Here is a 17,759-nt window from a genome sequence, read left to right as displayed (position 1 = left end):
GATAGACTCGTCGCCAGTCAAGATGCCGCTCCCGGGCGTCTTCGTCTGCCATTCAGCCCATCGATGCGCTATTCGGTCGAAATCAGAAAGTTTTTTTACAGCCAGTACTTTTTCGGCGGCCTGCGGATCGCGGTCGGCGTCTCGCTGCCGGCCGTGCTGTGCCTGATCGTGTTTAACAACCGGGAGCTCGGCTTCACGATCTCGACGGGCGCGCTCGGCGCATGCGTCGTCGACATGCCGGGCCCGCTCAAGTACAAGCACAACGAAATGCTCGCCTGCAGCGTGATCGGTTTTCTGGCCGCGCTCGCAACCGGCCTCGCGACACCGAACATCTTCGTGCTGTGGCTCACCATCGTGCCGCTCACCTTCGTGCTGTCGCTGATCGTCGTCTACGGCAACCGCTGGCCGCAGATCAGCTTCGCCACGCTGTTCATGATGGTGATGACGCTCGAGGAGAAGTTCACGCCGCTGCAGGCGTTCGTCAACGCCGGCTGGATTCTCGCGGGCGGCCTCTGGTACACGTACTGGGCCACGCTCGTGTCGCAATGGCAGGCGCGCCGGATCGAGCAGCAGGCGCTCGCCGAGAGCCTGTTCGCGTGCGCCGACTACCTGCTCGCGCGCGCCCAGTTCTACGATCTCGATGCCGATCTCGACGAGTGCTACCGCAATCTCGTCGCGAAGCAGATCACCGCGGTCGAGACGCAGGAAACCGCGCGCGACATCGTGCTGCGCAACCTGCCGAAGCTGCGTCGCGGCAAGCTCGATCCCGGCCGCACGACGATGTACAACCTGTTCATCAACAGCGTCGACCTGCACGAACTGTTCGTCGGCGCGCACACCGACTACCCGCTGGTGCGCAACACGTTCGGCGGCTCGGATCTGATCATCTTCTACCGCGACCTGATCCGCAAGGCGGCCGCCGATCTCGAGGAGATCGGCCTCGCGGTGCTCGAGAACCGCGCACCGCATTCGCGGATCAGCGTGAAGGCCGAGCTGCGCGCGATCGAGTACGAGATCGAGCTGATGCGCAAGAAGAACTTCCCGGCCACCAACGCGGAAGCGTATGCGGCCGTGCTCGCCACGTTCCGGCGGATCTGGAGCGCGACGCGCCTGATCGACCGGATGCGCCGCAACCTGTCGGGCCACGCCGATCCGCAGCAGACCGAATTGAAGATCGACAAGGCGCTCACGCGCTTCCTGCAGCGCCGCCGGATGTCGCCGCTGCTGATCTTCTCGAACCTGAACATGCGCTCGCCGAGCTTCCGCCACGCGCTGCGCGTGACGATCGCGGTGGCGGTCGGGTTCTGGCTCGGCCGGCTGCTGCCGCTCACGAATGCGTACTGGATCGTGATGACGACCATCATCATCCTGAAGCCCGGTTACTCGCTCACCAAGCAGCGCAACGCGCAGCGGATCATCGGCACGCTGATCGGCTGCGCGGCGAGCATCGCGCTGATCTACACGGTGAAGGAGCCGCACCTGCTGATCGCGATCATGTTCGGGTCGATGGTAATGAGCTACAGCCTGCTGCTGTTCAACTACGCGGCGAGCGTCGTGTTCACGTCATCGTACGTGCTGCTGATGTTCCACCTGCTCGCGCCGGGCAGCATGCGGATCATCGGCGAGCGCGCGATCGACACGGTGGTCGGCTGCATGATCGCGATCGCCGCGAGCCGGCTGTTCCCGTACTGGGAATACCGGCTGATGGGCAAGCAGGTCGCCGACATGCTCACCGCCACCCGCAAGTATTTCGAGGCTGTGTGGCGCGCCGGGCGCGGCATGTCGCCGCCGCCGGTGCCGGCCGCCGACGGTGCGGCCGTCGTGCCGGTCGTCGCCGCCGCCATCGAGACGCCGGCCACGACGCTCGACGACGACTACCGCTACCGCCTCGCGCGCAAGGACGTGCACATCGCGTTCGCGAATCTCGGGCAGGCGTTCCAGCGGATGATGATCGAGCCGAAGGCGCACCAGCGCTTCGTGCCCGAACTGAACGACCTGCTCGTGCAGACGCACGTGCTCGGCGCGCAGATCACGGCCGCCGCGCCGCTGATCCGCACGGCCTGCGCGGCCGACGGCAGCATCCTCCACGACGACGCGCTGCATCGCGGCCTGGCCGCGGTGCTCGACAATCTCGAGAAGGCCGAGGCCGGCGAGCCGCCGCCCGCCGATCAGCTCGACATGTCGAAGCAGATCACGCGCGACCTCGATGCGATGGTCGTGTCCGCGGAGAAATCCGACGCGGTGGGCGCCGAGCTCACGCACGACCTGAAGGTGCTCGCGCACCAGTGCAAGCAGATGCTCGCGTCGTCGCAGCTGATCCGCAAGGATGCGAGCGTGATCCGCCTGCCCGCCTGAGCGCGCCTTTACCCCGCCGGTGGCCGGCCCGCGCATGCCGCGGATCGGCCCCGGCGCTCCCCGATTCAGCGATCCCCGAAGCATGACCCGCCCGTTCCACGCGGCCTGCGCCCTCGAAGCGAGACCGCCGCGCCCCCTATTGTGTCCGCCGCGCCAGTCAGGGAATACCCGATTCCGGTCACCCGGCCCGGCTTGTTATCATTCGTTCACATTTAAGTTGTATATACAACTTGAGCCAATCGGACCGGCCCCGCTCGCCCGGTCCGTCGCATAACGATATCGGAGACACGATGAAAAACTTGCAGCGCCACCTGAGCGCGCGGCACATCCGCTTTCTCGCGCTGGGTTCGGCGATCGGCACGGGCCTGTTCTACGGATCGGCGTCCGCGATCCAGCTCGCGGGCCCGGCCGTGATCCTGGCGTACATCCTGGGCGGCGCGGCCGTCTACATGGTGATGCGCGCGCTCGGCGAGATGGCCGTGCGCGAACCCGTCGCCGGCTCCTTCGGCCACTACGCGACCGAGAACCTCGGCCCGTTCGCCGGATTCGTCACCGGCTGGACCTACACGCTCGAAATGGTGATCGTCGCGATCGCCGACATCACCGCGTTCGGCATCTACATGGGTTTCTGGTTTCCGGATGTCCCCCAATGGATCTGGGTGCTGGGCGTTGTCGCGATCATCTGCGGGCTGAACCTGTGCCACGTGAAGGTGTTCGGCGAACTCGAGTTCTGGCTGTCGATCATCAAGGTCGGCGCGATCGTCGCGATGATCGGCGGCGGCGTCGCGATCCTGCTGACCGGCATGCACTTCGGCCACTCGGCCGACGTGCCGACATTCGCGAACCTGTGGAACCATGGCGGCTTCCTGCCGAACGGCGTCGGCGGGCTGATCGCGTCGCTGTCGGTCGTGATCTTCGCGTACGGCGGGATCGAGGTGATCGGCATGAGCGCCGGCGAGGCAAAGGATCCGGAGCGCGTGATTCCGCGCGCGATCAACGCGGTGCCCGCACGCATCCTGCTGTTCTACGTGCTGACGATGGTCGTCCTGATGTCGATCAGCCCGTGGACGGGTGTCGGCGGCGACGGCAGCCCGTTCGTGCAGATCTTCTCGGCGCTCGGCGTGAAGTCGGCCGCGACGATCCTCAACCTGGTGGTGATCAGCGCGGCGATCTCCGCGATCAACAGCGACATCTTCGGCGCGGGCCGGATGATGTTCGGGATGGCGCGCCAGGGCCAGGCGCCGCGCGTGCTGATGACGACGTCGCGGCACGGCGTGCCGTGGGTCACGGTGCTCGTGATGGCGGTCGCGCTGCTCGTCGGCGTGCTGCTCAACTACCTGATGCCGAAGGACGTATTCCTGATGGTCGCGGCGATCGCGACGTTCGCCACCGTGTGGGTGTGGCTGATGATCCTGCTGTCGCAGGTCGCGATGCGCCGCCGGCTGTCGAGCGCCGAAGTCGCGGCGCTGAAGTTCAAGGTGCCGCTGTGGCCGGTCGCACCGGCACTGACGATCGCGTTCATGGGCTTCGTGATCGTGATGCTCGGCTGGTTCGAGGACACGCGCGTCGCGCTGTATGTCGGCGCGGCCTGGCTCGCGCTGCTCGCGGTCGTGTTCTACGCACGGATCCGCCCGAAGTTCGCACCCGCGTCACGTTGACGCACGACTGACCTGCGTACGCGGCGCGCCGGTCCCGGCGCCCGCTTCTCTCCCGGCTCCGCGCGAGATCTGCCGCGCCAACGGCCGGGCACTCATCCCCTTCACATGCACCCTGCGCGCGCGGCCCGCCGGCCGCGCATCGGCACGTCAGTGCGAAGCCGCGCTCGCGGCCTCGGCCGGATGGGCCTCGTCGTACGCGTGCTTCTGCGAAATCGCGTTGTACAGGATCGTACCGATCACGAGCAGCACGGCCACGACGATCAGGATGCTCACGTTGCGGACAGGGTTCTTCTTGCGCTGATCGTTCATGGTCGGTACGTCTCCGGTCAAATTCGTCGAAGCGGGCATTCTACGCGCTTGCGCGCCCGCCGCGACGCGCCGTTTCCGAACCGCGTCCCCCTCCTCCTCCGCCCGCCGCAAGCTTTCATTTGATAATCATTCCCATTCCGATCTAGAATCTCGAGTCTTTCATTTTGTAATGTTTCGGGTTGCTCGGGCGGCAGGCGCGCCCCGGAACGCTCCCTTCGTCCACCTGCCCCACCGGAGTCTTCATGTCGAATCCGCGCACCCGCCTGCTGCCGCTCGCCGGCGCCCTCGCCCTTGCCGCCGCCGCATTCGCGCCGCTGGCCCACGCGGCCGAGGAAGTGAGCCTGTACACCACCCGCGAGCCGAAGCTGATCCAGCCGCTCGTCGACGCGTTCACGAAACAGAGCGGCGTCAAGGTCAACACGGTGTTCGTGAAGGACGGCCTGCTCGAGCGCGTGAAGGCAGAAGGCGCGCAGTCGCCGGCCGACGTGCTGATGACGGTCGACGTCGGCAACCTGCTCGATCTCGTCGACGGCGGGCTCACGCAGCCGGTGCGCTCCAAGGCGCTCGACGACGCGATTCCCGCGAACCTGCGCGGCGCGAACGGGGACTGGTACGCGCTGTCGCTGCGCGACCGCGTGCTGTACGTCGAGAAGGACCTGAAAGTCGATGCGTTCAGCTATGAGGATCTCGCCGATCCGAAATGGAAGGGCAAGGTCTGCATCCGCTCGGGCCAGCATCCGTACAACACGGCGCTCGTTGCCGCGATGATCGCGCACGATGGCGAAGCGGCAACCGAGAAGTGGCTGCGCGGCGTGAAGGCGAACCTCGCGCGCAAGGCGACGGGCGGCGACCGCGACGTCGCGCGCGACATCCTCGGCGGCATCTGCGACGTCGGCCTCGCGAACGCGTACTACGTCGGTCACATGAAGCATGCCGAGCCGGGCAGCGATGCGCGCAAATGGGGCGACGCGATCAAGGTCGTGCGGCCGACGTTCGCGAACGCGAAGAGCGGCGGCACGCACGTGAACATCAGCGGCGCGACGGTCGCGAAGCACGCGCCGCACAAGGCCAACGCGGTGAAGCTGCTCGAATACCTCGTGTCGCCGGAAGCGCAGGCGCTGTATGCGCAGGCGAACTACGAATATCCGGTGCGCGCGAACGTGAAGCTCGACCCGGTGATCGCGAGCTTCGGCACGCTGAAAGTCGATCCGTTGCCGCTGGCGGACATCGCGAAGCATCGCAAGCAGGCGAGCCAGCTCGTCGACAAGGTCGGCTTTGACAACTGACGCATCGTCCGCCGGCGCGCGCGGCCAGCCATGCCGGCCGCGCCCGAGGCCACGCGCGGGCAGCCTGTGGCTGATCGCGGCACTGGCGATCGCGGCGGCGGTGGCGGCGCCGCTCGCGGTGCTCGTGGCCGCCGCGTTCGACGCCGATCTCGCGCACTGGCGGCATCTCGCCGAATTCGTGCTGCCGCAGGCGCTCGTCAATACGTTGCTGCTGCTTGCGGGCGTCGGCGCGATCGTGTCGATCGTCGGCACGGGCTGCGCGTGGCTCGTCACCGCGTACGACTTTCCCGGCCGCCGGATACTGACGTGGGCGCTGCTGCTGCCGCTCGCGGTGCCCACCTACATTGTCGCGTTCGCGTATCTCGACCTGCTGCACCCGATCGGCCCGGTACAGGGCGCGGTCCGCTGGCTGCTCGGCTTCGACAGCCCACGCCAGTTCCGCCTGCCCGACCTGCGCTCGCTGCCGGGCGCGATCTTCGTGCTCGGCTTCGTGCTGTATCCCTATGTGTACCTGAGCACGCGCGCGATGTTCGTCACGCAGTCCGCGAGCCTGCTCGAAGCCGCGCGCACGCTCGGCGCGGGACGCATCGCCACCTTCTGGCGCATCGTCGTGCCGCTCGCGCGGCCCGCGATCGCGGTCGGCGTGAGCCTTGCGTTGCTCGAAACGCTGAACGATATCGGCGCGTCGGAATTTCTGGGCGTTCAGACGCTGACCGTGTCCGTCTACACGACATGGATCACGCGCTCCGACCTCGCCGGCGCCGCGCAGATCGCGCTCGCGATGCTCGCGATCGTCGTCGGCATGATCGTGCTCGAACGCTACGGACGCCGCCGCCAGCGCTATGCGCATGGCCGACGCATGCGGCCGATCGCCCCGCGCCGCCTGACGGGCACGGCCGCATTCGGCGCCGCCGCGCTCGGCTGGCTACCCGTGCTGCTCGGCTTCGGCGCGCCCGCCGCGTACCTCGCGGTCGAGACGGGCAAGCGGCTGCATCTGGTCGGCGGTGTATCCGGACAACTGATGACCGGGCTCGCGAACACGTTGACGATCGCCACCGCCGCCACCGCCGCGACCCTCGCATGCGGGCTCGTCGTCGCCTGGGCCGCGCGCGCGCAACGCGACAGCGCCCGTGCAGGCCCGGCCCGCGTGTGCGCGAGAATCGCGAGCCTCGGCTATGCGGTGCCGGGCACCGTGCTCGCGATCGGCCTGCTGATCCCGTTCGCCGCGGCCGACCGGCTGTTCGGCGCGGCACTCGGCCGCGACGGGCTGCTGCTGATGGGTTCGGCGGCCGCGCTCGTGATCGCCTATACCGTGCGCTTTCTCGCGATCCCGGCCGGCAGCATCGAAGCCGGCCTCGCGCGCATCCCGCCGTCGCTCGAACACGCGGCGCGCTCGCTCGGCGAGACGGCCGGCGGCACGCTGCGCCGCGTGCACCTGCCGCTGCTGCGGCCCGCGCTCACGACGAGCGCGCTGCTGGTGTTCGTCGACGCGATGAAGGAATTGCCGGCGACGTTGCTGCTGCGCCCACTGAACTTCGACACGCTCGCGACCTGGCTGTATGCGGAAGCCGCGCGCGGCACCTACGAGGAAGGCGCGGTCGCCGCGCTCGCGATCGTGCTGGCCGGGCTCGTGCCCGTGATCCTGCTCGCCCGCACCCGCCACAAGATCGGAGCCTGACACCGTGAACCTGCTTGAACTCGATGACCTCTGCCTCGCCTACGATACGCCGCACGGCCGCCGCACCGTGGTCGACGGGCTGAGCCTCGCGCTGCCGCGCGGCGACATCGGCTGCCTGCTCGGCGCGTCGGGCTGCGGCAAGACCACCGTGCTGCGCGCGATCGCCGGCTTCGAACCGGTGCGCATGGGACGCATCGTGCTGGACGGCGCGCCCGTCGCGGCGCCGTCGCTCGACGTGCCGCCCGAACGGCGCCGCATCGGCATGATGTTCCAGGATTACGCGCTGTTCCCGCACCTGAGCGCGGCGGACAACGTCGCATTCGGCCTGCGGCGGATGCCGAAGACCGAACGGCGCATGCGCATCGCGGAGATGCTCGAACTCGTCGGCCTCGCCGATTCCGGCAACGCCTATCCGCATGAACTGTCGGGCGGCCAGCAACAGCGTGTTGCACTCGCGCGTGCGCTCGCACCGTCGCCGGAGCTGCTGCTGCTCGACGAGCCGTTCTCGAATCTCGACGTCGATACGCGCGAGCGGCTCGCGTTCGAGCTGCGCGACATCCTGAAACGCACGGGCCACACCGCGATCCTCGTCACGCACAACCAGGCCGAAGCATTTGCCATTGCCGACCGGATCGGCGTGATGAACGACGGCCGGCTCGCGCAATGGGATACGCCGTACGCGCTGCATCACCATCCGGCCAGCCCGTTCGTCGCGGATTTCGTGCGCCGCGACGCGCTGGCCGACGAACGCGCACGCGCACTGGCGCGCGGCCGCTGAAACCGCGGGCACGATGCGCGCCCGCGTCGTTTCACTGCCGCGTTTCACTACCGCGTTTCATTGCTGCGTTTCGTTGCCGCGTCATGCGGGCCCGGCAAGATCGCGCACGGGTAGCGCGGTCGAATACTTGATCTGCTCCATCGCGAACGACGAGCTGACGTCGAACAGCGGCACCGCGCGAATCAGCTGCTTGTAGACGCGGTCGTAATCGTCGATGCCGGCCACCACGACGCGCAGCAGGTAATCGGTCTCGCCGCTCATCCGGTACACCTCGACCACTTCCGGCATGTCGCGCACGGCCTGCGTGAAACGCTGCGCCCATTCCTCGGTGTGCTGGTTCGTGCGGATCGCGACGAACACGGTCGTGCCGACCCCGAGCTTGCGCGGATCGCACAGTGCAACCTGCGCGCGAATCGCGCCGGTTTCCTTGAGCCGCTGCACGCGCTTCCAGCACGGCGTCTGCGACAGGTTCACGCGCTGTGCCAGTTCCGCGATCGGCAGCGTGGCATCCGCCTGCAACAGCTCGAGCAGCTTGCGATCGATGGCGTCCATTTCTCCAGTCCCTCGTAGATAGAAGTTTATTCTATTCATCTTGCACAACGGGGAACAATATGAAAACCACCTGGCCGCGTCGACCGGTATAAATACCGATCCGGTACGCGCGCAAGGCGAGCGAATCCACCGGCACACGCCCCGCGCCAAATGAAACAGGCGATCCCGCCCGTCAAGGTGGAATCGCCTGGCGTTCATGCACGACGCGGCCAGCCCGGCGCCCACGCGCCACTGGCCCGCGCACCGCTCAATACGCGACCGTCGCGATCTCGCGCACGAAGCTGTCTTGCTCGAGCGCGTCGACGAACGCGATCGCGTAGTCTTCCGCCGAGATCTTGCTGTTGCCTTGCGCGTCCGCGATCAGCTTGCCGACGCCCGTGCGGAACGCCCCCGTGCGTTCACCCGGGGCGATCAACGCGGCCGGCGCGAAGAACGTCCAGTCGAGATCGCCGACCGTCTTCAGGTAATCGAGTGCGTCGCGGTGCGCGAGTGCGACCGCCTTGTACGCTTCCGGGAAACCTTCGCTGTCGACGAGCTGCTTGCCGGGTGCGACTTCGAGCGAACCGGCACCGCCCACCACGACGAGCCGCTTCAGCCCCGCCTGGCGGGTACCGGCGACCAGCGCCTTCGCGGCCGCGACGACCTTCGTCGCATCGTCCTGCTTCGGACCGTACGCGCTCGCGACGACGTCATGGCCCGGCAGTGCGGCCGCGATGCTCGCCGCGTCGAACAGGTCGGCCGCCTTCGCGGTGATGCCGTCGCCGGCCGCGCCGGGATTGCGCGACAGCGCGGTCAGGCGATGGCCCCGTCGTGCGGCTTCCGCGGCGATGCGCGAGCCAATCGTGCCGGTGGCGCCGAACAGCGCGATATTCAAGGTACGTTGCGTCATATCGATTCTCCAGTAAGAAAAATATGTAATTGCGTTAATTACATATAAGATCGAAAAAAAATGGGGCAAATCCCCCGTTGCGCCGGTCGTCGCGCCGCTCGCGCCGCTCGCGCCGTCCGGCTTCCTGCCCTGCCTGCCGCCGGTTGCGCGCCGGCGCCCGCCGCGTGTTACGTGCGCTGCTCCAGATCCAGCACGTCGGCCGTAACGTCGGCCAGCGTGCGCGTGGCGAGCGAGGCTTCCATCGCACGCTGCGCGTCGCCGATATAGCCGATCAGCGCGCCCTGGATATGCCGCCCGACGAGACACGCGGGATTCGGCGCCTCGCGGTGCAGCGCGAACAGTTGCGCTTCGTCGACCGCGCGATACACGTCGAGCAGCGTGATCGCGCCGGGCTCGCGCGCCAGCAGCGCACCGCCGCCCGCGCCCAGCTGCGAGGTGGTCAGCCCCGCGGCTGCCAGCATCGACAGCAACCGGCGGATCAGCGCCGGATTCGTGTTCACGCTGCCCGCGATGATATCGGACGACAGCGGGACGCCTTCCTGCATCGACAGCAAAGCAAGCACGTGGACGGCAAACGCAAACCGGCTGCTGGTATTCATTCCTGACTCACCTGACGACGCCGGCCCATCCCGCGGCCGGCGACATGTGTAACTACTATAATTACATTTCGCGGATCATGCAAGCCCGCGTCACTCTCCGCTCGCGGGCTTGGCGCCCGGCGCATTCTGCTGGCTCCACTGCTGGAGCTTCTTGCCGGCTTCCGCGATCTTCGCGCCGGCTTCGGAAGCCGCATGCGCGACGACCGCGGACGCGGCCGCGTCGATCTGCGCCTGCGCGGCGGATGCGAGGCCGCTCGCGGACAGCGGCGGCACGGCCGACGCCGCGGACGCGATGCCGGCCTTCGCGGCGTTGATCTGCTGGTTGACGCTGCTCGCCACCTGGTCCAGCGCCTTGGCCGCATTGTTCGCGGCATCGGCGGCCGCGCTCGCGGCCGTATCGGGTTGCGTGACCGGCGCACCGGACTTCTCGCAGCCCGCGAGCAACAGCAGCGCACCGGCAGCCACGGCCGTCACGGATCCGGGCACGCGACGCGCGCGCGATGTCTTCATGTTCATCAGCAATCTCCGGCCGCGCGTCGCGCGGCCTCGTGGTTGGACCGATGTCGATGATACCGCCTGTGGAACAGGACCAATCGCGCTCCGTTATTTAAAATGACTTTCAATTTCGGACTCGTCTGATTCAATCGCACACGCGAGGACACTAAAGTGGGCACGCTTCAATCCGCTTTGGACGTGCCCCCTTTTTCTCATGGATTTCCTCGTCGACTGGTTCATCGCCCTGGCCGCCGTGCTCGCCGCCACCCTGTTCCTGTGCCTGCGCCCGCCGTCGGCGCGCCGTCTGGCCGAATCCGGGCGCCCGCGCCGCGTCGCGTGCGCGCGCCTGCTCACGCAGGCCGTGATCGGTTTCTGGACGGCCGCGCTAATCGTGGCCGAAGGCATCCTCGGCCCCACTGCCGACGGCCAGTCGCTTGCGGGCTTCGCGGCGCTCGCGTTTGCCGCGCTCGGGCTGACAACCGTCGCCGCATACTGGTCGGCGTGCGCGCTGCGGCTGCGCCGGCCGCCCCAGCTGTTCCCGCGCCACTGACGCGCCGGAACGGTGCGCGGCAATGCCCCGCCGCGCACCGTTCCGCACCAATCGCCACACCAAGCGCACCAGTTTCGCACGCGCCGCACCAAGCGCGTGCACCCGGCATCGCACCGGGCTCGGGCCAGTCGCGCCCTCTTCCCGTGCACGGATTCACCGGAATGCCGCACCATGCGGTGTTACAGCACCAACGCCACGCAGCCGTTCACCAAGTTGGCTCGATACTTGCGTTCCTTGCCCGTTTTTTTTGCGCAAGGAAGCCACGGCATGGATGGTCTGAAATCCGGCGTCGACACACTGTTCCTGTTGATCGGCGCCGTCATGGTGCTCGCGATGCACGCGGGTTTTGCATTTCTCGAACTCGGCACGGTCCGCAAGAAGAACCAGGTCAACGCGCTCGTGAAGATCCTGGTCGACTTCTCGGTGTCGACGCTCGCGTATTTCTTCATCGGCTACACGATCGCGTACGGCGTCGAGTTCTTCGACGACATCAGCACGCTGTCGCAGCACAGCGGCTACGCGCTCGTGCGCTTCTTCTTCCTGCTGACCTTCGCGGCGGCGATCCCCGCAATCGTGTCCGGCGGTATCGCCGAGCGTGCGAAGTTCAATCCGCAGCTCGTCGCGACGCTGATCATTGTCGGCTTCATCTATCCGTTCTTCGAAGGAATCGCATGGAACGAACGCTTCGGCGTGCAGGCCTGGCTCACGCACGCGTTCGGTGCGCCGTTCCACGATTTCGCGGGCTCGGTCGTCGTGCATGCGTTCGGCGGCTGGGTCGCGCTGCCGGCCGTGCTGCTGCTCGGCGCGCGCCACGGCCGCTATGCGAAGGACGGCCGGATCGCCGCGCACCCACCGTCGAACATCCCGTTCCTCGCGCTCGGCGCGTGGGTGCTCGCGGTCGGCTGGTTCGGCTTCAACGTGATGAGCGCACAGACGCTCGACAAGATCAGCGGCCTCGTCGCGGTGAACTCGCTGATGGCGATGGTCGGCGGCACGCTCGCCGCGTGGATGGCCGGCCGAAACGACCCGGGCTTCACGTACAACGGGCCGCTCGCGGGCCTCGTGGCGGTGTGCGCGGGCTCCGACGTGATGCACCCGATCGGCGCGCTCGTCACGGGCGCCGCGGCCGGCGCACTGTTCGTCGCGATGTTCACCTGCGTGCAGAACAAGTGGCGCATCGACGACGTGCTCGGCGTGTGGCCGCTGCACGGCATGTGCGGCGCGCTCGGCGGCCTCGCGGCCGGCGTGTTCGGCCTGCCCGCACTCGGCGGTCTCGGCGGCGTGTCGTTCATGTCGCAGCTCGTCGGCACGCTCGGCGGCATCGCGATCGCCACCGCGGGCGGCACGCTCGTCTACGGCGCACTGAAAGCGACCGTCGGGCTGCGCCTCGACCGCGAAGCCGAGTTCGACGGCGCGGACCTGTCGATCCACCGCATTTCGGCCACGCCCGAGCGCGATTGAGCGCCTGACGAACGCCCGACGCATTATTACGTTTTCAATTCAAAAAACTTTCATCGAGCGTCCGTACACTTCCGTCCAGTTTTCAATTCGCCTTCGCCGAGCTTGCCGACCGCCTGCTTCGCGAAGGCCATTCTTCCAACAACTGAAACTGGACTCCACATGCCCGCGTTGCCCAATGCTGCCCGTCGCCAGGCCCTGAAGATCCTCGCCGGCGCGCCGATGCTTCCCCTTTCCGGCCTCGCACTGCCGGCCCTGCTGACGGGTTGCGGCGGCGACGATCCTGCATCGACGCCGGCCCCGGTCGCCGCCGCGTACACGTCGGCGACGTTCTCGGCAATGGCCGCCCCCACGCTCGACAACGCGGCCGCAATGGCCACGACGACGGTCGGCTCGACGCTGTCGGTGTCGTTCTCGGACGGTTCGTCGCGCAACTTCAAGCTCGCGTACCGGCCGTTCTTCGTGACGGGCGACCTAGTGCCGGACGGCAAGGGCGGCACCACGCTCGCGGGCGGCTACTACGACATCAACAACCAGCCGATCATCGATCGCTCGGTAGCCGGCAAGGAGCGCCAGTTCTATTCCGACTGTCCGGACGGCAGTTCGCTGCTGACGCTGAAGAACGCGAACGTGCCCGGCGTGAAGGGCAACACGGTGTTCGCCGTCGTGCAGTTCGAATACACGACGCGCGACCAGGCGAGCGCATCGCAGTACGGCCAGCTGCCGTCGCCGATCGCGGTGCTGACGCTCGACCAGGATCCGGCCACCGGCGCGCTGAAGGTCGTCAAGTACCACAACGTCGACACGTCGAAGGCGCACGGCCTGTGGATCACGTGCGGCGCGAGCCTGTCGCCGTGGGGCACGCACCTGTCGAGCGAGGAGTACGAGCCGGACGCGACGAAGGTCGCGACCGACGCGCAGTTCAAGGCGTTCAGCAAGAACACGTTCGGCGACGAGACGAAGGCGAACCCCTACCACTACGGGCACCTGCCCGAGATCACCGTGAATCCGGACGGCACCGGCACCGTGAAGAAGCACTACTGCCTCGGCCGCATCTCGCACGAGCTGATCCAGGTGATGCCGGACCAGCGCACCGTGATGATGGGTGACGACGCAACCAACGGCGGCCTGTTCATGTTCGTCGCCGACAAGGCGGCCGACCTGTCGGCCGGCACGCTGTACGTCGCGAAGTGGACGCAGACGTCGTCCGCCGGCGCGGGCACCGCGACGCTCACGTGGATCAGGATCGGCCACGCGACGAGCAGCGAGATCGAAGCGCTCGCGAACACGCTGAAGGCGTCCGACATCATGGACCTGACGACCACCGACCCGAACGATGCGAGCTACACGAAGATCCACTTCGGCGGCAAGTTCAACTGGATGCGCGTGAAGCCGGGGATGGAAAAGGCGGCCGCGTTCCTCGAGACGCACCGCTACGCGGCGCTGCTCGGCGGCAGCATGGCGTTCACGAAGCTCGAAGGCACGACCGTGAACGCGAAGGACAAGATCGTCTACACGGCGATGTCGCGGATCGAGACGTCGATGGTCAAGGGCAATGCGGTGTCGCGCGACGTCGCGGTCGACAAGAAGATCGCCGCGGGCGCCGTCTATGCGCTGAACCTGAAGGGCAGCCAGCGCGACACGACGGGCAGCGCGATCGACAGCGAATGGGTGCCGGTCGACATGGGCGCGCCGGCCGCGCTCGTCGGCGAGGATCTCGCCGCGGCCGACGCGCTCGGCAACCTCGCGAACCCGGACAGGATCGCGAACCCGGACAACCTGAAGTTCTCCGAAAAGCTGCGCACGCTCTTCATCGGCGAAGACTCGGGCATGCACGTGAACAACTTCCTGTGGGCCTACAACGTCGACACGAAGTCGCTCTCGCGCGTGCTGTCGTGCCCGGCCGGCGCCGAATCGACGGGCCTGCACGCGGTCGACGAGATCAACGGCTGGACGTACATCATGAGCAACTTCCAGCACGCGGGCGACTGGGAATCGCCGCTGCACGACAAGGTCAAGCCGACGCTCGATCCGCTCGTGCGCGCGAACTTCAAGGACCGCTTCGGCGCCAGCGTCGGCTACCTGACGGCCGAGCAGACCAGCATCAAGCTCGCGAAGGCCTGACCGGGCCACGCGAGGCGGGCCTGCCTTCCGGCCAGACCCGCCCTTTCTTCATCACCGTTCATTCGTCGGCGCTCCACGCCGTTTGATGCGCGATGCCCAGTGCGGGCATCGCGCTTTTTTTTGCGCATGCGAATCACGCAAGGCGCGCGCGCAAACGGGCGCCGCCTGCGTTCAAACAGGGGGGGGCGACGATCGGGGGATAATACGGGCCTGACGCGTCCGGGCGGACGCGCGGGAAGACGGGCAAAAAAAAAGCGCCACGGAGACCGTGGCGCTAAAAAAGTTCTAGCCATTCCGAGGGCCGTGCTAGAACCTGAGAGACTGCGCAAAACATCGTTGCCGGTTAAACTCTTGAAACGATGTTTCGAAAACGTGAGACATTCTTTCCGTTTCCGCCCGACAAGTCAAGCGGTATTTGCACCGGCCCATGCACTTTCCGGTAACGCTCATTTGCGCGTTTTCCTAATAAACCAAGGGTGAACCCGTAAAATTTCATCCAATGAACGGTTCACCCTCAGAATATGCATCGTTTGACAATAATCCTACAATACCAACAAAATTGAAATCGAGTTTCGGAATTAGAGAGAATCCCTCGTGTCGACAACTGTAACCCCTCCCGCGTCGCGGGACCGTGAATCCTCGCCCGACGAGATCACCGCCCTCGCCCGCGGCCTTGCCGTGCTGCGTCGCATCGCGGCGGCCGATGCGCCCGTCAGCAACCGCGAGCTGACCGAACTGACCGGCATCCCGAAGCCAACCGTCTCGCGCATCACCGCGACGCTCGTCAGCGCCGGCTTCCTGTTCCAGTTGCCCGACAGCGAGCGCTTCGTGCTCACTGCGTCGGTACTCGAACTGAGCCACGGCTTCCTGCGCAACTTCGACATCCGCGCGCGTTCGCGGCCGTTCATGATCGAGCTGGCCGAACGCACGTCGCTGTCCGTGCACCTCGCGGTGCGCGACCGGCTCGACATGGTCGCGATCGACGTGATCCGGCCGCGCTCGGCCGTGCTCGTCACGCGCCTCGAAATCGGCTCGCGGATGGACATCGCGCGCACCGCGGTAGGCCGCGCGTATCTCGCCGCGCTCGAGGAGGACGAACGCCGCCTGCTGCTCGAGTCGCTGCGCACCACGGCGGGCGACGACTGGCCGCATGTGTCCGCCCGCCTGAACCCCGCACTGGACGACGCGATGCGCGACGGCCACGCGATCGCGATCGGCGAATGGCGCGAGGGCCTGAATGCCGTCGCGGCCGGTTTCGTCGGCCCGTCGGGCCAGCGCTATTCGGTGAATTGCGGCGGCGCGTCGCACCAGTGCCCGCCCGAATGGCTGCACGAACACGTGGTGCCCGCGCTGCACGAATGCATCGCGAAGATCACCCGCGAAATCGGCGGCGCGCCGGCCCGGCGCATCAGCGTGTAATCGTTTCGTCATCGTTCTGTCGCGTTCTGTAACGACCGTAACCCGATGAAAGATAGAACACTGGACTGTAACGGGGACGGGACGTAGGATCATGCCCATCGTCGCGCCGCACTCGCGGTGCGCACCGCTCTTTTCCCGCGCAGACCGGCGGGGCCCGGACCGAGCCGGGCGCCCCCTCCCGGCACCGCTCGCCCACGCGCAGTCCAGCACTCCGATTTCCGGCACGCCGCGCCGTCTTCCTGACAGATCACGATGGATAACGAACAAAAACCCACGCCTCCTTCGAAAGACCCCGCGTCCCCCGCCGCTCGGCGCCCGCGCCGCACGCTGATGGCCGGGGCGCTCGCGGTCGTCGTCATCGGCGGCCTGCTGTGGTGGCATCCGTGGAACCGCACGCCGGCAGCCGGCACCGCGGCGAGCGGCGCGGGCGCAAGCGCCGCCGGTGGTGCCGGCGGCCACCGCGGCCGTGGCGGCCCCGCTGCGATGGCGAACATTCCGCAGCCCGTGCAGGTCGCGACCGTGACGCAGGGCGAAATGCCGATCGTGCTGTCCGCGCTCGGCACCGTCACGCCGCTCGCGAACGTGACGGTCAAGACACAGTTGTCGGGCTACCTGCAGTCGGTCTCGTTCCAGGAAGGCCAGATCGTCAAGAAGGGCGACGTGCTCGCCCAGATCGACCCGCGCCCGTACCAGGTGTCGCTCGAGAACGCCGAAGGCACGTATGCGCGCGACTCGGCGCTGCTCGCGACGGCCCGCCTCGACCTGAAGCGCTACCAGACGCTGCTGTCGCAGGACTCGATCGCGTCGCAGACCGTCGATACGCAGGCGTCGCTCGTCAAGCAATATGAAGGCGCGGTGAAGACCGACCAGGCCGCGATCGATTCCGCGAAGCTGAACCTCACGTATGCGCGCATCACCGCGCCGGTGTCGGGCCGCGTCGGCCTGCGCCAAGTCGACCCCGGCAACTACGTGACGCCGGGCGACAGCAACGGCATCGTCGTGATCACGCAGCTGCAGCCGATGAGCGTGATCTTCACGACGTCGGAAGACAACCTGCCGCAGATCCTCAAGCAGGTGAACGCAGGCCAGAAGCTGTCGGTCACCGCGTACAACCGCAACAACACGGTGCCGCTCGAGACGGGCTCGCTCGCGACGCTCGACAACCAGATCGACACGAGCACGGGCACGGTCAAGCTGCGCGCGAATTTCGACAACAAGGAAGGCATGCTGTTCCCGAATCAGTTCGTGAACACGCGCCTGCTCGTCGACGTGCTGCGCAACGCGACGATCGTGCCGACGTCCGCGGTGCTGACCGGCTCGATCGGCCAGTTCGTCTACGTCGTGAAACCCGACAACACGGTGACGGTGCGCAAGGTCACGACCGGCCCGGTCGACGGCGAGCGCACGAGCATCGTCAGCGGCGTCTCGCTCGGCGAGCGCGTGGTGATCGACGGCTCCGACCGCCTGCGCGAAGGCGCGAAGATCTCGATCCCGGCCGACAAGCCGAAAGGCGCGTCGGGCGCGCACGGCGCCGGCGGCCATCGCGGCGGACACAAGCACGGCGCGTCGCAGGCAGCGGCCTCCGCGGCCCAGTAACGCGCGGGCCGCT

At 67.2% G+C, this 17,759-nt stretch carries 15 protein-coding genes; 10 read left to right on the top strand and 5 right to left on the bottom strand.

Annotation, left to right across the window (positions count from 1 at the left end):
- The first annotated feature begins 63 nt into the window (after positions 1 to 63).
- Both HWX36_RS09205 and HWX36_RS09200 read left to right on the top strand, forming a co-directional pair.
- A complete protein-coding gene (locus tag HWX36_RS09205; RefSeq protein ID WP_175951795.1) occupies positions 64 to 2,355 on the top strand; it encodes an FUSC family membrane protein in 2,292 nt (763 codons plus the stop codon).
- Between the two features lie 290 nt (positions 2,356 to 2,645).
- Positions 2,646 to 4,013, top strand: coding sequence for an amino acid permease (locus HWX36_RS09200; protein WP_175951794.1), 1,368 nt, complete (start codon positions 2,646 to 2,648; stop codon positions 4,011 to 4,013).
- A 147-nt stretch (positions 4,014 to 4,160) separates the two neighbouring features.
- Here HWX36_RS09200 and HWX36_RS09195 read toward each other — a convergent pair whose 3' ends face one another.
- Entirely contained in the window at positions 4,161 to 4,322 is a 162-nt protein-coding gene (locus tag HWX36_RS09195; RefSeq protein WP_006476417.1) for a hypothetical protein, read from the bottom strand.
- Positions 4,323 to 4,564: 242 nt separating this feature from the next.
- Between HWX36_RS09195 and HWX36_RS09190 the strand changes: the two genes are divergently transcribed.
- From HWX36_RS09190 to HWX36_RS09180, 3 genes are read left to right on the top strand one after another with little or no spacing between them, the layout of a single operon-like run.
- Positions 4,565 to 5,608 (top strand): Fe(3+) ABC transporter substrate-binding protein, encoded by a 1,044-nt coding sequence (locus tag HWX36_RS09190; RefSeq protein WP_175951793.1) that lies wholly within the window; start codon positions 4,565 to 4,567, stop codon positions 5,606 to 5,608.
- On the top strand, positions 5,598 to 7,286 hold the full coding sequence (locus HWX36_RS09185; RefSeq protein ID WP_175951792.1) for an iron ABC transporter permease: 1,689 nt from the start codon (positions 5,598 to 5,600) through the stop codon (positions 7,284 to 7,286). The genes HWX36_RS09190 and HWX36_RS09185 overlap by 11 nt, the downstream gene beginning before the upstream one ends.
- A 4-nt stretch (positions 7,287 to 7,290) precedes the next feature.
- Entirely contained in the window at positions 7,291 to 8,064 is a 774-nt protein-coding gene (locus HWX36_RS09180; RefSeq protein WP_175951791.1) for an ABC transporter ATP-binding protein, read from the top strand.
- A gap of 81 nt (positions 8,065 to 8,145) precedes the next feature.
- On the opposite strand, the gene HWX36_RS09175 is transcribed toward HWX36_RS09180, so the two are convergent.
- The 4 genes from HWX36_RS09175 to HWX36_RS09160 all read right to left on the bottom strand — a co-directional run bounded on the left by HWX36_RS09175 (position 8,146) and on the right by HWX36_RS09160 (position 10,620).
- Entirely contained in the window at positions 8,146 to 8,616 is a 471-nt protein-coding gene (locus HWX36_RS09175) for an Lrp/AsnC family transcriptional regulator (protein ID WP_175951790.1), read from the bottom strand.
- Between the two features lie 247 nt (positions 8,617 to 8,863).
- Positions 8,864 to 9,505, bottom strand: coding sequence for an NAD(P)H-binding protein (locus tag HWX36_RS09170; RefSeq protein WP_175951789.1), 642 nt, complete (start codon positions 9,503 to 9,505; stop codon positions 8,864 to 8,866).
- A 167-nt stretch (positions 9,506 to 9,672) separates the two neighbouring features.
- The gene (locus HWX36_RS09165; protein ID WP_175951788.1) at positions 9,673 to 10,104 is read right to left on the bottom strand and encodes an Rrf2 family transcriptional regulator; all 432 of its coding nucleotides are present in this window, start codon (positions 10,102 to 10,104) and stop codon (positions 9,673 to 9,675) included.
- Between the two features lie 90 nt (positions 10,105 to 10,194).
- Entirely contained in the window at positions 10,195 to 10,620 is a 426-nt protein-coding gene (locus HWX36_RS09160; protein WP_175951787.1) for a hypothetical protein, read from the bottom strand.
- 193 nt (positions 10,621 to 10,813) lie between these two features.
- On the opposite strand from HWX36_RS09160, the gene HWX36_RS09155 reads away from it, so the two are divergent.
- The 5 genes from HWX36_RS09155 to HWX36_RS09135 all read left to right on the top strand — a co-directional run bounded on the left by HWX36_RS09155 (position 10,814) and on the right by HWX36_RS09135 (position 17,746).
- The gene (locus HWX36_RS09155; protein WP_175951786.1) at positions 10,814 to 11,149 is read left to right on the top strand and encodes a hypothetical protein; all 336 of its coding nucleotides are present in this window, start codon (positions 10,814 to 10,816) and stop codon (positions 11,147 to 11,149) included.
- Between the two features lie 267 nt (positions 11,150 to 11,416).
- On the top strand, positions 11,417 to 12,610 hold the full coding sequence (locus HWX36_RS09150; RefSeq protein WP_175951785.1) for an ammonium transporter: 1,194 nt from the start codon (positions 11,417 to 11,419) through the stop codon (positions 12,608 to 12,610).
- 159 nt (positions 12,611 to 12,769) lie between these two features.
- Entirely contained in the window at positions 12,770 to 14,731 is a 1,962-nt protein-coding gene (locus HWX36_RS09145; RefSeq protein ID WP_175951784.1) for an alkaline phosphatase PhoX, read from the top strand.
- A 594-nt stretch (positions 14,732 to 15,325) separates the two neighbouring features.
- The gene (locus HWX36_RS09140; RefSeq protein WP_174935067.1) at positions 15,326 to 16,150 is read left to right on the top strand and encodes an IclR family transcriptional regulator; all 825 of its coding nucleotides are present in this window, start codon (positions 15,326 to 15,328) and stop codon (positions 16,148 to 16,150) included.
- 252 nt (positions 16,151 to 16,402) lie between these two features.
- Positions 16,403 to 17,746: an MdtA/MuxA family multidrug efflux RND transporter periplasmic adaptor subunit gene (locus tag HWX36_RS09135; RefSeq protein ID WP_175951783.1), complete on the top strand. Its 1,344-nt coding sequence runs from the start codon at positions 16,403 to 16,405 to the stop codon at positions 17,744 to 17,746.
- The last annotated feature ends 13 nt before the right edge of the window (positions 17,747 to 17,759 follow it).

This window comes from Burkholderia sp. BCC0405, assembly GCF_902833075.1.
GTDB lineage: Bacteria > Pseudomonadota > Gammaproteobacteria > Burkholderiales > Burkholderiaceae > Burkholderia.
Note: the sequence above shows the minus strand (reverse complement) of the source record. Positions and strands in the feature narration are given on the sequence as shown.

Coding starts and splice junctions, on each gene's coding strand:
- HWX36_RS09205 (WP_175951795.1), top strand. CDS start 64: ATGCGCTATTCGGTCGAAATCAGAAAGTTTTTTTACAGCCAGTACTTT.
- HWX36_RS09200 (WP_175951794.1), top strand. CDS start 2,646: ATGAAAAACTTGCAGCGCCACCTGAGCGCGCGGCACATCCGCTTTCTC.
- HWX36_RS09195 (WP_006476417.1), bottom strand. CDS start 4,322: ATGAACGATCAGCGCAAGAAGAACCCTGTCCGCAACGTGAGCATCCTG.
- HWX36_RS09190 (WP_175951793.1), top strand. CDS start 4,565: ATGTCGAATCCGCGCACCCGCCTGCTGCCGCTCGCCGGCGCCCTCGCC.
- HWX36_RS09175 (WP_175951790.1), bottom strand. CDS start 8,616: ATGGACGCCATCGATCGCAAGCTGCTCGAGCTGTTGCAGGCGGATGCC.
- HWX36_RS09170 (WP_175951789.1), bottom strand. CDS start 9,505: ATGACGCAACGTACCTTGAATATCGCGCTGTTCGGCGCCACCGGCACG.
- HWX36_RS09165 (WP_175951788.1), bottom strand. CDS start 10,104: ATGAATACCAGCAGCCGGTTTGCGTTTGCCGTCCACGTGCTTGCTTTG.
- HWX36_RS09160 (WP_175951787.1), bottom strand. CDS start 10,620: ATGAACATGAAGACATCGCGCGCGCGTCGCGTGCCCGGATCCGTGACG.
- HWX36_RS09155 (WP_175951786.1), top strand. CDS start 10,814: ATGGATTTCCTCGTCGACTGGTTCATCGCCCTGGCCGCCGTGCTCGCC.
- HWX36_RS09150 (WP_175951785.1), top strand. CDS start 11,417: ATGGATGGTCTGAAATCCGGCGTCGACACACTGTTCCTGTTGATCGGC.
- HWX36_RS09145 (WP_175951784.1), top strand. CDS start 12,770: ATGCCCGCGTTGCCCAATGCTGCCCGTCGCCAGGCCCTGAAGATCCTC.
- HWX36_RS09135 (WP_175951783.1), top strand. CDS start 16,403: ATGGATAACGAACAAAAACCCACGCCTCCTTCGAAAGACCCCGCGTCC.